Here is a 17,634-nt window from a genome sequence, read left to right as displayed (position 1 = left end):
AATCAGAGAATGTCAGGTGCTTTTCTTTTTTCAAGGAGGGATAGATTTGAATGTATTTGAAGCTGTGAAGCAGTCCGTCACAACAAGACAGGCTGCGGAGCATTATGGAATCCATGTAGGTCGGAACGGGATGGCTTGCTGCCCGTTCCATAACGATAAAACCCCAAGCATGAAGCTGGATCGGCGTTACCACTGCTTCGGCTGCGGTGCGGATGGGGATGTGATTGATTTTGCCGCCGCCCTGTATGGGCTGGGAAAGAAAGAAGCCGCCGTACAGCTGGCACAGGACTTCGGGCTTCCCTATGAGGACTGGAAACCGCCGGGAAAGGCAAAAAAGTCCAAGCCCCGGCAGAAATCCCCGGAGGAACAGTTTCAGGAAGCAAAAAACCGCTGCTTCCGTATTCTTACCGATTATCTTCACTTGCTTATGGCATGGAGAACGGACTACGCCCCGCACTCCCCGGAGGAAGCCTTTCATCCCCGGTTTGTGGAAGCCTTACAGAAGCAAGACCAAGTGGAATATCTGCTGGATGTGCTGCTGTTCGGGGAGACAGAGGAAAAAGCGGCTTTGATTACGGACTACGGAAAGGATGTGATACAGCTTGAACAGCGAATGGCAGAGCTTGCAGCCGCAGACGCAGCAAGAACTAAAAAACACCATGAACGCCATGCAGCCGCCCCAGAGCATTGAGGAAATCAAGTCGGGGCTGGAAACCACCGAGAAAGGCGGTGTCCGTCAGAGCATACGGAACTGCCTGACCGTATTCCAGCGTGACCCTCTGCTTTCCGGGGCTATCGCATACAACATCCTAACTGACCGCAAGGACATCATAAAGCCCATCGGCTTCCACAGAGAAAGCACCGCCCTGAACGATACGGACATGAAGTATCTGCTTCTCTATCTGGAAGAAACCTATGGGCTTACCAATGAGAAAAAGATTGATAATGCCATCGGGATTGTGGCGAATGAAAACAAGTACCATCCCATTCGGGACTATCTCAATACCCTTGTGTGGGACGGGACAGAACGAATCCGCTTCTGTCTGCGGCACTTTCTGGGGGCTGACGCAGACGATTACACCTATGAAGCGTTGAAGCTGTTCCTGCTGGGTGCTATCTCACGAGCCTTTCAGCCGGGATGCAAATTTGAAATCATGCTCTGTCTGGTAGGCGGTCAGGGGGCTGGCAAGTCCACATTCTTCCGTCTGCTGGCAGTCCGGGATGAGTGGTTCTCCGATGATTTGCGGAAGCTGGACGATGACAATGTGTACCGCAAGCTGCAAGGTCACTGGATTATCGAAATGTCGGAAATGATGGCAACCGCCAATGCCAAGAGCATCGAAGAAATCAAGTCGTTTTTAAGCCGGCAGAAAGAGGTCTACAAGATACCCTATGAAACCCACCCAGCAGACCGCCCCCGTCAGTGCGTGTTTGGCGGCACTTCCAATGCCCTTGACTTCCTGCCCCTTGACCGTTCCGGCAACCGCCGCTTTATCCCCGTCATGGTGTACCCGGAGCAAGCCGAGGTTCACATTTTGGAGGACGAAGCTGTTTCCAGAGCCTATATCGAACAGATGTGGGCGGAAGCGATGGAGATTTACCGAAGCGGCAGGTTCAAGCTGGCTTTCAGCCCCACCATGCAACGGTATCTCAAAGAACACCAGCGGGATTTTATGCCGGAGGACACCAAAGCCGGAATGATACAGGCGTATCTTGATAAGTACACCGGGAGCATGGTCTGCTCCAAGCAGCTCTACAAAGAAGCCTTAAACCATGCCTTTGACGAGCCGAAGCAATGGGAAATCCGGGAAATCAACGAGATTATGAACCAGTGCATTACCGGCTGGCGGTACTTCCCGAACCCAAGAATGTTTTCCGAATATGGCAGACAAAAGGGCTGGGAGCGTGAAAACCCGGCAACGGACTCCGGCAACCCGTCTGAAAAAACGATGGATGGTTTTGTGGAGGTCACAGAACAGATGGAGCTTCCATTCTGAAAATGACCGCCCGTTGCACCCCCTGTTGCTATCCCGTTGCCGAGCCGGTTGCCGGGGAAAACCCCTTATTTCCGGGCTTTTCTCCCTTATAACAACCAAAACAACAGAAAAATAAAAGAAAAGTATAAATAGTAAGTAGTGCCAGATTGAGATTGTTTGCAAGGTCTTTTGAAGCCCGTTGCCGGACTTCGTTGCCGACACCCTCTGTCTGGCTATTTTCATGTATGGAGGATAACTGCCTATGGCAAAAAACAAAACAGAGATTCATGTGACTACTGTGTTTGACGGAGAACTGGACGCCACTGATGTGTTCGTCAGCCTGATTTCCCAGAAATACGGAAAGACAAATACAAAAGAATATCTTGCTAAAAAGAAAGATATAAGCTATAATGAAGATGAGGTTCAAAAGAGCCAGATACCGTCTGGATTGTGTGGGTAAATGGCTATGATGAACGAAATGGAATACAGAACAATCGGAAAGGCACTTGCCGGGGGCTATCGTGCAGCGGTCTATTGCAGGCTGTCAAAGGACGATGACCTGCAAGGCGAAAGTGCCAGTATCGCAAACCAGCGTGATATGCTGGAAAAATACTGCGAAAAGCAGGGATGGGAGGTTGTGGCAGTCTATCAGGACGATGGCTTCACAGGTCTTAACATGGAGCGTCCTGATTTACAGAGAATGTTGAGAGCCATTGAGCGCAGGCAAATCAACCTTGTCATCACGAAAGACCTCAGCCGACTGGGGCGTAACTATCTGCAAACCGGGCATTTGATTGAGGACTTTTTCCCAAGGAACGGTGTCCGCTATATCGCCATGAATGACGGTATCGACACCCTGCGTGATAACAACGATATTGCCCCGTTCAAGAATATCCTGAACGAGATGTACAGCAAGGATATTTCAAAGAAAGTCCATTCCTCTTATCTTCTGAAAGCGCAGAAAGGACAGTTTACCGGGTGTCTTGCCCCGTTTGGATATCGGAAAGACCCAGAGGACAAAAACCATCTGCTCATTGACGAGGAAACTGCCCCGATTGTGCGGCTGATTTTCGGATATGCCCTGAACGGTCATGGTCCGAACTATATCCGCAGACGGCTGGAGGAAGAAAAAATCCCCTGCCCCACATGGTGGAACCGGGAACGGGGGCTTCGCAATACCCGCACCAAATGGGAAAAGAAAGACCCGGAAAACGGGCGGTATATGTGGGACTTCTCCGTTATCAAAGACCTTTTGATGAATCCCGTCTACACCGGGGCGATTGCTTCCCAGAAAAAGGACTACCGTTTCAAAATCGGCACGATTGGGGAAAAGAAGCCGGAGGACTGGATTGTGGTGGAGGGGCAGCATGAACCGCTGATTGATCGCATGAGCTTTGACATTGTGCAGAACAAGCTGAAATCCCGCCAGCGTCCGGGGCAGACCAATGAAATCAGCCTGTTTGCCGGACTGTTAAAATGCGGCGAGTGTGGGAAGTCGCTGACGGTACGCTACACAAACGCAAAACATCCCCAGCAGATTTATTCCTGCAAGACCTACAATGCCTTTGGAAAGAACCACTGCACCCAGCACCGGATTGACTATGACACCCTTTACAGCCATGTGCTGCGGAAAATCCGGGAATGTGCCAGAGCTGCCCTGATGGACGGGGAAGCGGTTGCTGACCGCCTGACCAATACCTGTGAAGCCGAGCAGCGGGAACAGCGGGAAGCAATGGAACGCTCCCTTACAAGGGACGAGGAACGGATTGAGGTTCTGGACAAAATGGTCATGCGGCTTTATGAGGATATGATTGCAGGGCGTATCAGTGAGCAGAATTTCAACACCATGCTGGAAAAGACACAGACCGAGCAGACGGAGCTTAAAGCAAAAGTGTCCGAGGGCAGAAAGCGGCTGTCCGATGAAGTCCAGCTTGCCAATGACGCAAAACAATGGGTGGAAGCCATTCAGGAATACGCCAACATCACAGAGCTGGACGCAGCCACCCTCAACCGCTTAATCAAAGAAATCGTCGTGCATGAGCGCATTGACGAAGATAAAACAAGACACATTTCTATCGAAATTCATTTTAATCTCAAACCCATCCCGGAGGTGGAACAGGTCACTGCCTGACCTGTCCCGCCGGGACGGTTCTCTTAACAACACCATATAGATTTTTTGTACGCCGCCGCCCGCCATCGAGCAGAGTTTTACACCTAATTGGGGATAAAACAGCTCATGGCGGGCGGCGGCATCATCGTCATTGGCACCACACTGATCCCTCTGCTGTCTGGCCTGTTTTAAGGTAGGCGCTTATGGATTTTCTCACCGACTGGCTCACAAACTGGCTCAAAGAGCTTCTGATTGGCGGGATCATGGGGAACCTCGAAGGTCTTTTTGATACTGTCAATACCCAAGTCGGAGAGATTGCGGCACAGGTAGGGACTACCCCGGCGGCGTGGCACGCCGGGGTTTTCTCCCTGATCCGACAGCTTTCCGAAACGGTGATCCTGCCGATTGCCGGAATGGTGCTGACCTTTGTTGCCACTTATGAGCTCATACAGATGCTTTTGGAAAAGAACAATATGCACGAGGTTGACGTTGCGAACCTCTATAAATGGATGTTCAAAACAGCCTGTGCAATCCTGATCCTGTCAAACACATTCAATATCGTCATGGCCGTGTTCGATGTCTCGCAGAGCGTCATCGCGCAGGCAGGCGGGCTGATTCAAGGCTCTACCGATGTTTCGGCGGATATGCTTGCCGAACTGGAAACCTCGCTGGAGGCGATGGACTTGGGGCCGCTTTTGGGGCTTTGGCTGCAGTCTGCGCTCATCGGCTTCACGATGAAAGCAATGGGGATTATCATTTTCGTCTTGGTGTATGGCCGGATGTTGGAAATCTATCTGCTGACCAGTCTGGCCCCCATCCCCGTTGCTACGCTTTCCAACCGGGAGCTTGGCGGCACCGGGCAGAACTACATCAAGTCCCTGTTTGCCGTAGGCTTTCAAGGGCTGCTGATCCTCGTATGTGTTGCAATTTACGCAGTGCTCATTCAAGGCATCGCAACAGGCGGCGATCCCATTGGGGCGATTTGGGGAACTGTGGGCTACACGGTTCTGCTTTGCTTCATGCTCTTTAAGACCGGGAGCATTGCCCAGCGTATCTTTGGCGCTCATTAACAGGAGGTGGTGCTTATGCCGAGAAGATACGGGGCAGACGGAACGCGCTTATGGAATGGAAAAACGCCGGAGGAGTTTACTGAGGCAGACGCTTACCGCTTTATGGCGGAAACAGAGGCCGTCCTGCAAAGAAAAGAGTTGATGGACGACCCCGCCCAGCCTGCTCCGGCAAGCGGAAAGGAGGAATTTTATCTGAGTAAGAAAGACGATGTATTGCTGACCCCGGAGCAGATTGCTGCGGAGGAACGGCGCTGGCTGTTTGATGCTCCCATCGCGGAGCTTGCAGAAGTCAAGGGCGTTAGCATTGATGAGGCAGTAAAAATGCGGACAGATGCTGTCTTGCAGGAGGCGGTTGTTCCGATCACGGTATCTGTCCGCCCGATTGAGCCGCAGGGAAAACTGATCGGCTTCGCCAGCGTCAATTTTGGCGGTGTGGTCATCGACGATTTTAAGGTTGTGGACGGAAAAAACGGGATTTTCCTCGGCGCTCCCTCTAAGCCCGATCCTGCCAGCCGGACGGGATACCGGGCTACGGTTCGGATTCCTGACCGAGCCACACAGGAACGGATCAATGCGGCTGGTGTGGAGGCGTATCATGCGGCGGTGGAACAGCTTGTTGCACGGGCCCAGGCGGTACGGCCTGCCCCGATCAAGGAGCAGATGGCCGAGGCCGCGAAACAAGCGGGAAAAGAAAACGCCGCCCGGCCTGCGCCTGCCAAGACAAAGGAGGCCCGCAATGACCGATAGCCGCACTTTGGGACAAAGTGTCCCGAAGGAGGACTTGTTTCTCATGGACGGCATCGAGGGCCTGCGTTCTTTGCCAAAACATAGCGTGGATATGCTGTTGACTGATCCGCCTTACGGCACAACCCGGAATTATTGGGATGTGCCCCTGCCGCTCCCGGAACTGTGGGAGGCGGTGAAATGGGCGGTCAAGCCGAATGGCGCAGTGCTGTTTTTCGCACAGTGCCCCTTTGACAAGGTGCTGGGCGCATCCAACCTCGCCATGCTCCGCTATGAGTGGATTTGGTACAAGGAGCGCGGAACGGGCTTTCTCAATGCAAACCGGGCTCCACTGAAAAAGTCCGAGAATATCTTGGTGTTTTACCAGAAGTCCCCGGTCTACAATCCGAAGTTTACTTATGGCAAGCCTTATGCCCGCGTACATTCCCGAAGCGGTACAAGCTCCAACTATGGGAAATTTGAACGGCAGGAATCGGAGTCCAACGATGGCCGCCGCTATCCCGGAAATGTACTATTTGTGCCTACGGTGTCCGGCGGCATCCATCCTACACAGAAGCCTGTGGAGCTTTGTGAGTACCTGATCCGCACCTACACCCGTCCCGGAGAACTGGTCGCGGACATTTGCGTTGGCTCCGGCACAACCGCGATTGCAGCCATCAACACAGAACGCCGCTTTGTATGCTTTGAAACGGCCCCGTCCTTTTATGCCGCCGCCAGTGAGCGCATCCGTGCGGCGCAGGCAGTAAAAAGCTCCGGCGAGAAAGGAGTGTAATTATCCAGCAGTATTCTATCATTTACGCCGATCCCCCTTGGCGCTACTCGGCTAAGAAAGTACAGGGCGCGGCGGAAAATCATTATCCCACTATGAGCATTGAGGATTTATGTGCGTTGCCTGTGGCTAATCTTGCAGCCCCGGACAGCGCACTCTTTTTATGGGCCACTTTCCCGCAGCTCCCGGAGGCGCTCCGGCTGATCGAGGCTTGGGGCTTCACCTACAAAAGCGTTGCTTTCATCTGGCTGAAAAAGAACAAGAAGGCGGATAGCTGGTTTTACGGCCTTGGCTTCTGGACAAGGGGCAATGCAGAAATCTGTCTGCTGGCAACCAAGGGACATCCAAAGCGGCAGGCTGCCAACATCCATCAATTTATCGTTTCCCCGATTGAGGCCCACAGCAAAAAGCCGGACGAGGCCCGCGATAAAATTATTTCCCTGATGGGCGATCTGCCCCGCGTGGAGCTCTTTGCCAGGCAGACCCCGCCCGGTTGGGCTGTATGGGGGAATGAAGTAACACCAACCATCCCGGACTTTGGGACACATTGTCCCGAAGTGCAGAAAGGAGTGTGATCTATGCCCTATGTAAACGTACCAAACGATTTATCCAAAATCAAAACAAAGATGGCTTTCAACCTCACCAAACGCCAGCTTGTCTGCTTCGGCAGCGCGGGCGCGGTGGGGATTCCGGCTTATCTGCTGACCCGTGGCACCCTCGGCAATACCGGGGCGATGTTTCTCATGCTGGGAATTATGCTCCCGGCGTTCCTGCTGGCGATGTATGAAAAGGACGGCTTGCCCTTTGAAAAGGTTGTGCGAAACATCATCCGGGCCAAGTTTCTAAGGCCGGGGATCAGGGCCTACCGAACCGAAAACATTTATGCGCCCTTTGCCGGGCCGGGTGCTGGAAAGGAGGATGTGATTGAAAAACACAAAGAAGAAAAACGGAGCCGCCGCCAAGGGTAAAGGCCGGGCGACCCTGTCTGCCCAACAGACAATCCCGTATCTGTCCATGCACCCGGACGGTGTGTGCAAGCTCCCGGGCGGGCTCTATACAAAAACCGTGGAATATGAGGACATCAATTACTCCGTGGCATCCACCGAGGATCAGACCGCCATATTCAGCGGATGGAGCTCATTCCTCAACTACTTTGACAGTTCGCTGCCGTTCCAGCTTTCCTTTATCAACCGCCGTTCTCATTCCCGCAGCCGCTATCAAGTCAATATCCCGAAAGCGGATGACAACTATAACAGCGTCCGGAACGAGTTTACCGGGATGCTGAAAAATCAGATTGCCAAAAGCAACAACGGTATTGAGCGCTCAAAATACATCACCTTTGGCATACCCGCCGAGGGGATTGCGGAGGCACGGCCCCGACTGGAGCGTGTGGAGGCTGATGTCATGGGAAACTTTAAGCGGCTGGGCGTTCCCTCGGAGCCTATGGACGGGCGGGCCCGCCTTGCGCTGCTTCATAGCCAGATGCATCCGGGGAGCCGCGAGGCGTTCCGCTTTTCGTGGAAAGACATTCCGCAGACCGGGCTCGGCACAAAAGACTTTATTGCCCCGGACAGTCTCGACTTCCGCCAGTCCCGAACATTCCGTATCGGCCAGTATTGGGGCGCGGTGTCCTACTTGCAGATTATGGCATCGGAGCTTTCGGATAAGTTGCTGGCGGAAATCTTGGAGCTGGATGCGGAAATGACCGTGACCATGCACATTCAGACCGTGGATCAGCTCAAGGCAATTAAGACCATCAAGGGGAAAATCTCGGACATCGGAAAAATGAAAGTGGAGGAACAGAGAAAGGCTGTGCGCTCCGGCTATGACCCGGATATTCTTCCCCCTGACCTGATCACATTCAGCAAGGACGCAGCGGAGCTTTTGGCTGATTTGCAATCCCGCAATGAGCGAATGTTTCTGCTGACCTTTACGGTGGTAAACCTTGCTTCTAACCGCCAGCGGCTGGAAAACGATGTGTTTACCGTGGGCGGTATCGCGCAGAAATACAACTGCGCTCTGCGCCGTCTGGACTGGCAACAGGAACAGGGCTTTGTTTCCTCGTTGGCCCTTGGTTACAACGAGGTAGAAATCCAGCGCGGTATGACAACCAGTTCCACAGCCATCTTTATCCCCTTTATGACAAGGGAGCTCCGCATGGCGGGGCAGGCCCTCTACTATGGCATGAACGCACTTTCTCACAATGTCATCATGGCTGACCGCAAAAAGCTGAAGTCGGCAAACGGGATGTATTTGGGTTCTACGGGCTCCGGCAAGAGCTTTGCTGCAAAGCGTGAGCTCTTGAATGTGTTTCTCACCATCCCGCAGGATCGGATCATCGTGGTTGACCCGATGGGCGAATATGCGCCGCTGGTGCGAAGGCTGGGCGGCCAGGTGATCGAGATTGCCCCGGACAGCCCGCACCACCTCAATCCGATGGATGTGGAGCTCAATATGGCTGCCGGAGAAAGCCCACTTTCCATGAAGGCGGATTTTCTTTTGTCCCTGTGCGAGCTGGTGGTTGGCGGCAAGGAAGGTTTGCAGCCCATTGAAAAGACGGTCATTGACCGCTGTGTGCGTTTGGTGTATCGGGAGCAGGCGCTCGGACTGGAAACCGCAAAAACACCGCTGTTGCAGGATTTATATGAGGAACTTTTACGCCAGCCGGAGCCCGAGGCCCGGCGCGTGGCAACTGCCTTAGAGCTTTATTGCACAGGCTCCCTCAATCTTTTTAACCATCCTACCAACGTCAAAACGGACAGCCGTGTAGTGTGCATCGTTCTGAAAAACATGGGCGAAAATCTTAGAAAGATTGCAATGCACATCACAAATGAATTTGTTTCGCAGGCGGTGGATCAGAACTTCCACGAGGGCGCGGCGACTTGGTGCTACTTTGACGAGTTTCATATTCTGCTCCGCGATCCGCTGACGGCCAGCTACTTTGTAGCGGTCTGGAAAATGCTGCGTAAAAAAGGATGTGTGCCGTCTGCTTTAACGCAGAACGTCAAAGACCTTTTGGCCAGCCGGGAAATCGAGAACATTCTGGATAACACGGATTTTATGATCCTGCTTTCGCAGGCGCAGAGTGACCGTACCATTCTGGCAAAACAGCTCGGTATTTCCGAGCACCAGCTTTCCTATATCACACACAGCAATTCCGGCGAGGGCCTGTTGTTCTATGGAAATGTGACCATCCCGTTTGTGGATCGGTTCCCTCGCGGAGAAATCTATGGCCTGCTGACTACCCGCCCGGAGAATATGAAGAATGAAACGAAAAACGAATAAGGCCAAGGAGGAGGCTTGGTCGCAGATCGCCCACGCCCCTGACGGGGAACAGCCCGGGCCGGAGGCTTCCGACACTTCGGGACAAAGTGTCCCGAAGTCCAAGTTCCGCAAAAAGAGCCAGCAGGAACAGGCTGCGGCGGCAAAGCTCCACATGGAGTCCCAAGGCGAAAAACTGGAACAGGCCCGGGAGAAGCTGGCAAAGCAAAAGCCGCCGAAAAAGCCCGGCCCGGTAAAACGCATAGGCCGTGTTGCCAGTGGTTCCGTTCACAGCTTCGTGCATGGCAAGATTTTTGAAGTGGAACAGGAAAATGTCGGCACAGAAGGCGCACACCGTTCTGAGCTTGTGGGAGAAACCGCGCTGCGGCACGGCTCCCGCTTTGTGCGCCGTAAAGTCCGGGAACATCCGGCAAAAGTGGTACGCAAGGCCGAGGCCCGCTATACCAAATACACGGCGGACTACCATTTTCACACCGCCGCACAGGAGCACCCGGAGCTGACGAAAAATGCCCTTACCCGCTACTGGCAAAAGCAACGGCTTCGCAGGCAATACCGCAAGCAGGCAAAGGAAGCTGCAAAGCAGGGCGCGGCTGCGGCTGGGAAAACTGCCACAGCCACAGAGCGCCTGATCGCCCGGGCAGTGGAATTTGTCAAAAGTCATCCCGCAGGTGCCGTGGTTGCGGTGCTCTGTGTGTTACTCCTGTTTGCTATGCAGTCCTGTTCCTCTACCATGCTTATGCTGGGGAACGCCGGGGCCGGTGCATTAGGGGCCAGCACCTATCCTTGCGAGGATCGGGATATGCTGGCCGCCGAAGCTGCCTACTGTGCGCTGGAAGATGATTTGCAGCATTATCTGGACACCTATGAAAGCACCCATGACTATGACGAATACCACTTCGATCTGGACGAAATCGAACATGACCCCTATGTGCTGCTTTCTCTTTTGTGTGCGCTCCATGAGGGGCAATGGACAATAGACGAAGTACAGGGAACGCTGCAAATGCTGTTTGACCGCCAGTACATTCTCACGGAGGATGTAGTGGTGGAAACCCGGTATCGCACGGAAACCGACACATGGACGGACGCGGACGGCAACTCCCATACGGACACCTATCAGGTGCCTTACGACTATTACATCTGTACGGTCACGCTGGAGAACTTTGATTTATCCCATGTGCCCGTATATGTCATGAGCGAGGAGCAGCTTTCACGGTATGCCATCTATATGGCAACGCTGGGAAACCGCCCCGATCTGTTCCCAGATTCTCCCTATGTGAACAAGTATATTACCGGGAAACCCGGTGATTACGAAGTGCCCGGAGAATATCTGGACGATGAAACCTTTGCCGCGATGCTTGCCGAGGCGCAGAAATATATCGGCTATCCCTATGTGTGGGGCGGCAGTTCTCCCGCCACTTCCTTTGATTGCTCGGGCTACGTTTCGTGGGTCATCAATCACTCCGGCTGGAATGTGGGCAGGCTGGGAGCCCAAGGGCTCTATAACATCTGTACGCCGACCAGTTCTCCAAAACCCGGTGATCTGGTGTTCTTCAAAGGCACCTATGATACTCCGGGCGTGAGTCATTGCGGGATTTATGTCGGTGACGGGAAAATGCTGCATTGCGGAGATCCCATCGGCTACGCAAACTTGAATACAAGCTACTGGCAATCTCATTTTTACGCCTACGGGCGTTTACCGTGACAGGAGGTTTTGAAATGGCAACTACCAAAAGCATGAAAATTCAGGCCGAGATTGATAAGGTCAAGGCCAAAATCAGTGAACAGCAGGCCCGGCTCAAGGAACTGGAACAGAAAAAGCTGGAGGCAGAAAACAGCGAGATCGTGGACATTGTGCGCGGCATGAGCATTTCCCTTACGGAGCTCCCGCTGCTGTTTGAGAAGCTGAAGGACGGTGGTACTTTGGGACAAAGTGTCCCGAAGTCCGAAGAAGAAAAGGAGGAAAACTGAATATGAAACACTTTCGTATGTTGGCGGCGGGGCTTTGCTCCGCCGTTCTTTTATGCGGCTTTGCAATCCCGGCCTATGCCTATTCGGACGGCGGGAATGAGGAACCGCCTGTTGTGGAAGAAACTCCGGCCCCGGAGCCAGCGCCTACCATTACCCCGGGCGAGGGCTTTTCGGAGGATGGAAACCTTGTGACCCGCGATCTGCTCTACGATGCCGCAACCAACAAACAGTTCATCACGGTGGAAACCAGCGGCGGCAACACCTTTTACATTGTCATTGACTATGACAAGCCTGTGGACGAGGACGGCGAACAGTATCACACATACTTTTTGAACATGGTGGATGAAGCCGATCTGCTGGCGGCACTGGAGGCCGCTGGCGGAGAACTTCCGGCCTGCTCCTGCACAGAAAAATGTGCGCCCGGAGCCATCCATACGGATTGCGAGGTCTGCGCGGTCAACATGACCGAGTGTGCTGGCACAGCTCCCGAACCCGCTCCGGTGACGGAACCTGCGGAGGAGCCGGAACCCGAGCCCCAGCAGAAAAGCAATACCGGGACGCTTCTGCTGATTTTGGCAGTGGCTGTTCTGGGTGGCGGTGCAGGCTGGTACTTCAAAATTTACCGCCCGAAGCATGAAAAAGCTGCTGTACCCGAAGAAGATTACAGTGAGGAACTGGCTGATTATGACGATTCCGAGGACGATGGGCCGCCTTGGGACGAGGACGATACCGAAAGCGAGGATAATGAATGAGATTTACAAATAACCCCTATGAGGGATTTATGAAAGAAAAAAGCTACTTTAAGGGTATGCCGCCCAGCCTGCCGCCGAAGGGCTCCCGTTGTGACGGCTGCCCTTACTGGCGCGGGATTGGCTGCGTGTTCTGCTACCGGGAGCAGCTCAAACCACCGGGCAACGGGAGGTGATGCTGTGGGCCGAGAACTGACCCGGACAGAAAAAGCGGCAATCCGCAGGCTGGTGTCAAAATGGTGTGCCAACTATGACCGGGACTGCGGCTGCCTGCCGCTGGATTGCGAGTGCTATATGTTTGGAAAATGCTGGACGGGGGCTTATTGCCGCTACTTCCGCGAGGCAGTTCTGCCCCTTGATCCGGCGCTGGAGGCTGCGTTGCTGACAGAGGGGCCAAGGCCGGATTTCAAGACTTGCCCGGTATGCGGCAGAGCCGTGGCTCCTGATGGACGGCAAACCTATTGTTCGGCGGCCTGTGCAAAGACGGCACACCGCAGACAGCAGCGGGAATATATGCGAAAAAAGCGGGGCTGATGTGTTGACAATTAGGACACCCCAAACCCGCCTGTGACAAGGCTTTTTAAGGCCCTTTTCTGCGGGAGGCGTATGTTTCTACGTCCGCCCCTGTTTTCGTGAGATGCTGTCAACATTTTAGCTGCCGGGGCTTTGGGACAATTTGTCCCAAAGTTCCGGCTTTTGTGGAAGGAGGTACTATGCCGAAATATTATCCGATCAATGAAGAAGCCGCAAAGCGGGCAAAAGATATGAACAGCTTTTCTGACTATCAGCCGGGCTCCGCTACGGCGGGCTACCGGGCAATGGTCGATGAAGCGTATGCAGCGGCGGAACGCCAGAAAGCCCGTGTCGATCCCATGTACCATGATAAGATTGACGCGCTGGTGGATCGCTATGCCCGGAAACTTGCGGAAAATCTGAATGAACGCAATGTGATTGATGCCCGGGTGCCCTCTATTCTGATCTCCGGGGGCGGCAATTTCCCTGTGGCAAAAAAGCACAAGCAGAACGCCGCCCGGGATCGCAACTATGGAGAGTATGCGGAGATTTCAAAGCTGCTTGATAAAATCCGCTCTGTTGGTATGGGCGGGATCAGCGCCGACGATGATCTGGCCGTGGAAAAGCTGACAAAAAAGCTGGAGGGGCTGGAGTCCCAGCAAGCCACTATGAAGGCGGTCAATGCGTATTTTCGGAAACACAAAACGCTGGACGGCTGCCCGGAGCTTACGCCGGAGCAGGCAGAAAAGCTCAAAGCAGATATGGCGCAGTCATGGCACTTGGATAAAAGCAAGCCGTACCCCGCCTATCTGCTTTCCAACAACAACGCCAACATCCGCCGTGTACGCCAGCGCATTGAGGAACTGAGCAGCCGCTCCGAGTTTGCTGGCTGGACATTCCCCGGAGGCGAGGCCAAAATCAACGAGGCTGAAAACCGTTTGCAGCTTATTTTCGAGGAAAAGCCCGATGCCGATCAGCGGCAGGAACTGAAAAGCAACGGCTTTAAGTGGGCTCCCAGCCAAGGGGCATGGCAGCGGCAGCTTAACCAGAACGCTATCCGTGCTGCGGCCCGGATAGACTTTCTACGGCCCGAGGACGGTACAAGCCCCTATCAGCTCCAGCCGTTTGTGAAAAGAGAAAACAAAGAAATGTCTCGATGATGGGAGGTGTACTATGGACAAAAATCAAGGCTATTCGATTCTGAAGGCTGTTATGCTGGAAAATGGACGTGGATTTGCATTGGGCGAACATCCCACCGCGCCATCCCGCTATGTCACATGGGCCTGCTATGATGACAAGGACGGCCAGCGGCAGTACGAATGGGGTCACTATGGAAATGACCGTGCCGCGATGGAACAGGATTTTGCAGACCGGGTGCAGGACTATCAGCGTATTTATAACGTGGGGATCAGGCAGACCGAGGCTCCCGGTCTTTACAAGTATTATTCGACCCAGCGGCCTGTGGACATCGGGACATTCCCGAAGCCGCCCTATAACAAGCCGGATGAAATCTTCAATTACGATCAGCGCATCCCGGTGGAAAATGGCTCGTTCTTGGCTTGGGGCTATCTTACCTATACCCGTCCGCTGACGGAAAAGCAGGCATCCGACTATGAGTTGCGTCCTGCGCCTGATAATCCCGACAGGCCCCGTCCGATTGCCGAACAGATGAAAAACGCGGCAAAGTTGGCGGAGGCAGATCGCGGCTCGGAGGCTCCGGCTCCCCAGCGCAGGCAGCCTGACCGTGGTGATAGATAAGGAGGTGCGTATATGGAAAAGAAACGTGAACAGGATTTGTCTGTACTGGAGGCGCTGCGCCTGCACCGTGAATTTCATTTGCCGCGCCCTGTTCCGGTAGACGAACAGGAAAAGCCGCTGGATAAAGTAAAGGAGCCGCCCCGCGCCTGCCGCAGCCGGGAGCGTGAGGAGCGATGACAAAGAAACGCCGCCGTCCGATCCATCTTCATGTGATGGTGTCGGAGGCGGAGCAGGCCCTGATTCAAGAACGTATGGCGGAGGCTGGCATCCGTAACATGGGAGCTTATATGCGGAAAATGGCCCTGAGTGGGTATGTGCTTCATGTTGACCTTTCGCCTGTTCGTGAGCTGGTTTCGCTTCAGCGGCGATGCTCCAACAATCTGAACCAAGTGGCAATTCAGGCCAACACCTACGGCGCAATTTATCCCGAAGAACTCGCAGCCTTACAGCGGGACTATGCCGCGTTGTGGGGGCCGCTGTCTGATCTCTTGAAACAGCTCTCCGCGCTGGTAGAGCTCTGACCCGTCCGGGGAGTGGTTGATACCGCTCCCCGGTTTTTTCTACTTCGGGACAAAGTGTCCCAAAGTAAAAATACTATTTGCCGGAAGGAGGGATTTCTACGGCGACAACCTACATCCGCCCTTATAAAACAGCGGCGGGAAAAAGTGCAATTCAAACGATGGAGGATCGTTTCACCTATGGCCTGAACCCGGAAAAGCTGGGAGCCGTATCTTCCTATCTCTGCGATCCGAACACGGCTCCCGCCGAGTTTCTTCTGGTAAAAAGTCAATACCTTGCAGAGACAGGCCGGGCCGTGTCTCGCGGGGCCCTGTTCTTTCAGATCCGGCAGGCGTTCCTGCCCGGGGAGGTTACGGCGGAAGAAGCAAACCGTATCGGCTATGAAACGGCGATGCGCTGGACAAAGGGAAAGTATCAGTTCTTCGTCTGTACGCATACCGACAAGGCCCATATCCACAATCACATTTATTTCAATGCGACGGCCTTTGACCGCTCCCGGAAATTTCATAATTTCATTGGTTCGTCCTTTGCCCTGCGGCGGCTCTCTGACCGCGTGTGCATCGAACATGAATTGTCTGTTATCCAAAATCCGTGCCAGCACAGCAAGGGTCGTTTTCTCCACTATGGACAGTGGATCGGAGAAAAGCCACCCTCTGCCAAGCAGCGGGTGCGGCTGGCTGTTCTCGCCGCTTTGGAGAAAAAGCCCACGGACTTTGCCGACTTTCTTCGTCTCATGGAGGAGTCCGGCTTTGCGGTGAAACATGGGCAGGGCGGTGTCATCTCATTCCTTGCACCCGGGCAGGAAAAACCGACCCGGCTCCGGGCTTCTACACTTGGAGTTGGATTTGACCCGGAGGACATCAAGGCGGTAATTGCCGGGGAACGTCCACTCCCCGAACTGCCCGAGGAGCCCACGGTTCCGCCACGGCGAGTTAATCTCATCATCGACATTCAAGAGCGTATGGCCCAAGGCAAGGGCCCGGCCTATGAACGATGGGCCAAGGTCTACAACCTAAAACAAATGGCCGCCGCGCTCCAGTATTTGCAGGAGCATCATCTGACAGACTATGCGGCACTGACGGCCAGCACCGAGGCTGCGGTGGATCACTTTCACAAGCTGTCTGACGAGCTCCGCACAACGGAGGAGGCTATTTCCAAAACCTCGGAGCTGATGGCTGCCACGGTGGACTATGCCAAGACTCGCCCGGTGTTTGATGGATACAAAGCTGCGCGGTACAGCAAAAAGTATCTGGCCCAGCACGAAGCGGAGCTTGCCACTTACCGGGCGGCAAAGGATACTATGAACACCATACTGAACGGCGCAAAACTCCCTAAGATTGAAGCACTAAAAAAATCCCGCCGTGAGCTGGCGGGACAAAAGAAAGCGCTTTATGCAGAATACCGGGAGGCCCAGCGGCAAATGCGGGAGGCCGTGGCAATAAAAGCGAACATTGATCATCTGCTCGGCATAACAGACGAGCGTGAAAATAAGGCCCAGGAACGATAGTGACGGGCCGCAGACTACGGTGCAACGCACCGGGACTTTGGGACAATTTGTCCCGAAGCACAGCGGGTTTGGGGAGCTCCCCAACAAGCATTTTTGCGGGCCCTGCGCCCTGCAAAAATTTCGGAGTGTGGCCACACCCGAATTGCTTGCCAAAACGCGCAACCCGCAACATGGCGCAAAAAACGGAGGTTACGCTTTCTTTTACGTTTCCTCCGTTTCTTTCGATGCTTTCATCGCTTGGATTGTAGCTTCAACGATTTTCAATTCTCTTTCGTCCAAGGCGTTCAACATGGCATCAATCCGCTTTCTGCACTCGCTCCCGCTATTTTGGGACGGGTAAAAGTATTGATCCACCGATATATCAAACATTGTGACCATCTGATAAAAGGTGTTGAGGCTTGGATGCTGGCCGTCATTTTCGTTATACATAATGGTACGCGGAGCGCGGTCGACAATATAGGCCAGTTGCTCCTGCGTCATGCCGCTGGCTTCTCTTGCCCGCTTGATGGCGAGCCCTATATCGTGAAAATCAAAGCGTCTTTCATCTCGTTCTATCTTCATAACATCACCTGATATGATTTTACATTTCATGTGATATTATTTGAACGACTATCTATTTCATACTACTGACTATTTAATTTCACTACATTTTATAATTCAGCACAAAAT

The 17,634-nt window shown here is 53.6% G+C and carries 22 protein-coding genes and 1 pseudogene; 21 read left to right on the top strand and 2 right to left on the bottom strand.

The features are described from left to right. The first annotated feature begins 46 nt into the window (after positions 1 to 46). Both ACI0CA_RS12060 and ACI0CA_RS12055 read left to right on the top strand, forming a co-directional pair. Positions 47 to 691, top strand: a complete 645-nt coding sequence (locus tag ACI0CA_RS12060) for a CHC2 zinc finger domain-containing protein (protein ID WP_446806776.1) — start codon at positions 47 to 49, stop codon at positions 689 to 691. After that, positions 660 to 1,997: a VapE domain-containing protein gene (locus ACI0CA_RS12055; protein WP_446806953.1), complete on the top strand. Its 1,338-nt coding sequence runs from the start codon at positions 660 to 662 to the stop codon at positions 1,995 to 1,997. Before ACI0CA_RS12060 ends, ACI0CA_RS12055 begins: the two co-directional genes overlap by 32 nt. 28 nt (positions 1,998 to 2,025) lie before the next feature. On the opposite strand, the gene ACI0CA_RS12050 is transcribed toward ACI0CA_RS12055, so the two are convergent. Then, positions 2,026 to 2,265, bottom strand: coding sequence for a tweety protein (locus ACI0CA_RS12050; RefSeq protein WP_081645077.1), 240 nt, complete (start codon positions 2,263 to 2,265; stop codon positions 2,026 to 2,028). Here ACI0CA_RS12050 and ACI0CA_RS12045 point away from each other — a divergent pair. From ACI0CA_RS12045 to ACI0CA_RS11955, 19 genes and pseudogenes are all read left to right on the top strand, one after another. Next, positions 2,239 to 2,436, top strand: a complete 198-nt coding sequence (locus ACI0CA_RS12045; protein ID WP_002304371.1) for a hypothetical protein — start codon at positions 2,239 to 2,241, stop codon at positions 2,434 to 2,436. The genes ACI0CA_RS12050 and ACI0CA_RS12045 overlap by 27 nt on opposite strands. Further along, entirely contained in the window at positions 2,437 to 4,107 is a 1,671-nt protein-coding gene (locus tag ACI0CA_RS12040) for a recombinase family protein (RefSeq protein WP_015565206.1), read from the top strand. It abuts the gene before it with no gap. A gap of 90 nt (positions 4,108 to 4,197) precedes the next feature. Further along, positions 4,198 to 4,278, top strand: a pseudogene (locus tag ACI0CA_RS12035) (Maff2 family mobile element protein); the annotation flags it as partial. An 11-nt stretch (positions 4,279 to 4,289) separates the two neighbouring features. Next, positions 4,290 to 5,156 carry a VirB6/TrbL-like conjugal transfer protein, CD1112 family gene (locus tag ACI0CA_RS12030; RefSeq protein WP_055228200.1) on the top strand — a complete coding sequence of 289 codons (867 nt, stop codon included), beginning with the start codon at positions 4,290 to 4,292 and terminating at the stop codon, positions 5,154 to 5,156. 15 nt (positions 5,157 to 5,171) lie between these two features. Continuing rightward, entirely contained in the window at positions 5,172 to 5,903 is a 732-nt protein-coding gene (locus ACI0CA_RS12025; protein ID WP_118627335.1) for a septation protein SpoVG family protein, read from the top strand. Next, positions 5,893 to 6,672: a DNA-methyltransferase gene (locus ACI0CA_RS12020; RefSeq protein ID WP_308448858.1), complete on the top strand. Its 780-nt coding sequence runs from the start codon at positions 5,893 to 5,895 to the stop codon at positions 6,670 to 6,672. Before ACI0CA_RS12025 ends, ACI0CA_RS12020 begins: the two co-directional genes overlap by 11 nt. 17 nt (positions 6,673 to 6,689) lie before the next feature. Then, the gene (locus ACI0CA_RS12015) at positions 6,690 to 7,244 is read left to right on the top strand and encodes an MT-A70 family methyltransferase (RefSeq protein ID WP_308448864.1); all 555 of its coding nucleotides are present in this window, start codon (positions 6,690 to 6,692) and stop codon (positions 7,242 to 7,244) included. 3 nt (positions 7,245 to 7,247) lie between these two features. Continuing rightward, positions 7,248 to 7,637, top strand: coding sequence for a PrgI family protein (locus ACI0CA_RS12010; protein WP_015563852.1), 390 nt, complete (start codon positions 7,248 to 7,250; stop codon positions 7,635 to 7,637). Beyond that, on the top strand, positions 7,594 to 9,954 hold the full coding sequence (locus ACI0CA_RS12005; RefSeq protein WP_446806777.1) for a VirB4-like conjugal transfer ATPase, CD1110 family: 2,361 nt from the start codon (positions 7,594 to 7,596) through the stop codon (positions 9,952 to 9,954). The genes ACI0CA_RS12010 and ACI0CA_RS12005 overlap by 44 nt, the downstream gene beginning before the upstream one ends. Beyond that, on the top strand, positions 9,935 to 11,653 hold the full coding sequence (locus ACI0CA_RS12000; protein ID WP_343284650.1) for a C40 family peptidase: 1,719 nt from the start codon (positions 9,935 to 9,937) through the stop codon (positions 11,651 to 11,653). Before ACI0CA_RS12005 ends, ACI0CA_RS12000 begins: the two co-directional genes overlap by 20 nt. Positions 11,654 to 11,667: 14 nt before the next feature. Next, positions 11,668 to 11,919 carry a DUF4315 family protein gene (locus ACI0CA_RS11995; protein WP_015563850.1) on the top strand — a complete coding sequence of 84 codons (252 nt, stop codon included), beginning with the start codon at positions 11,668 to 11,670 and terminating at the stop codon, positions 11,917 to 11,919. A 2-nt stretch (positions 11,920 to 11,921) separates the two neighbouring features. Continuing rightward, on the top strand, positions 11,922 to 12,671 hold the full coding sequence (locus ACI0CA_RS11990; protein WP_257353068.1) for a DUF4366 domain-containing protein: 750 nt from the start codon (positions 11,922 to 11,924) through the stop codon (positions 12,669 to 12,671). Next, positions 12,668 to 12,844: a hypothetical protein gene (locus tag ACI0CA_RS11985; RefSeq protein ID WP_308448856.1), complete on the top strand. Its 177-nt coding sequence runs from the start codon at positions 12,668 to 12,670 to the stop codon at positions 12,842 to 12,844. The genes ACI0CA_RS11990 and ACI0CA_RS11985 overlap by 4 nt, the downstream gene beginning before the upstream one ends. A gap of 4 nt (positions 12,845 to 12,848) precedes the next feature. Then, on the top strand, positions 12,849 to 13,202 hold the full coding sequence (locus ACI0CA_RS11980) for a cysteine-rich VLP domain-containing protein (RefSeq protein WP_257353067.1): 354 nt from the start codon (positions 12,849 to 12,851) through the stop codon (positions 13,200 to 13,202). A gap of 179 nt (positions 13,203 to 13,381) precedes the next feature. Continuing rightward, complete coding sequence (locus ACI0CA_RS11975; RefSeq protein WP_097786405.1) at positions 13,382 to 14,341, top strand: hypothetical protein; 960 nt, start codon at positions 13,382 to 13,384, stop codon at positions 14,339 to 14,341. Between the two features lie 13 nt (positions 14,342 to 14,354). Beyond that, complete coding sequence (locus ACI0CA_RS11970) at positions 14,355 to 14,939, top strand: defense against restriction DarA-related protein (RefSeq protein WP_015563847.1); 585 nt, start codon at positions 14,355 to 14,357, stop codon at positions 14,937 to 14,939. Positions 14,940 to 14,951: 12 nt separating this feature from the next. Further along, complete coding sequence (locus tag ACI0CA_RS11965) at positions 14,952 to 15,116, top strand: hypothetical protein (RefSeq protein ID WP_308448855.1); 165 nt, start codon at positions 14,952 to 14,954, stop codon at positions 15,114 to 15,116. Next, positions 15,113 to 15,460 carry a plasmid mobilization protein gene (locus ACI0CA_RS11960; protein WP_003020363.1) on the top strand — a complete coding sequence of 116 codons (348 nt, stop codon included), beginning with the start codon at positions 15,113 to 15,115 and terminating at the stop codon, positions 15,458 to 15,460. Before ACI0CA_RS11965 ends, ACI0CA_RS11960 begins: the two co-directional genes overlap by 4 nt. A 158-nt stretch (positions 15,461 to 15,618) precedes the next feature. Further along, complete coding sequence (locus ACI0CA_RS11955; RefSeq protein WP_308448854.1) at positions 15,619 to 16,965, top strand: relaxase/mobilization nuclease domain-containing protein; 1,347 nt, start codon at positions 15,619 to 15,621, stop codon at positions 16,963 to 16,965. Between the two features lie 201 nt (positions 16,966 to 17,166). Here ACI0CA_RS11955 and ACI0CA_RS11950 read toward each other — a convergent pair whose 3' ends face one another. Continuing rightward, positions 17,167 to 17,526, bottom strand: a complete 360-nt coding sequence (locus ACI0CA_RS11950; RefSeq protein WP_014080204.1) for a helix-turn-helix domain-containing protein — start codon at positions 17,524 to 17,526, stop codon at positions 17,167 to 17,169. Positions 17,527 to 17,634 lie beyond the last annotated feature (108 nt).

Source organism: Hominenteromicrobium mulieris (genome assembly GCF_046197855.1).
GTDB lineage: Bacteria > Bacillota > Clostridia > Oscillospirales > Acutalibacteraceae > Hominenteromicrobium > Hominenteromicrobium mulieris.
The sequence above is the reverse complement of the archived record's forward strand: the minus strand, read 5'-3'. Positions and strand labels throughout refer to the sequence as shown.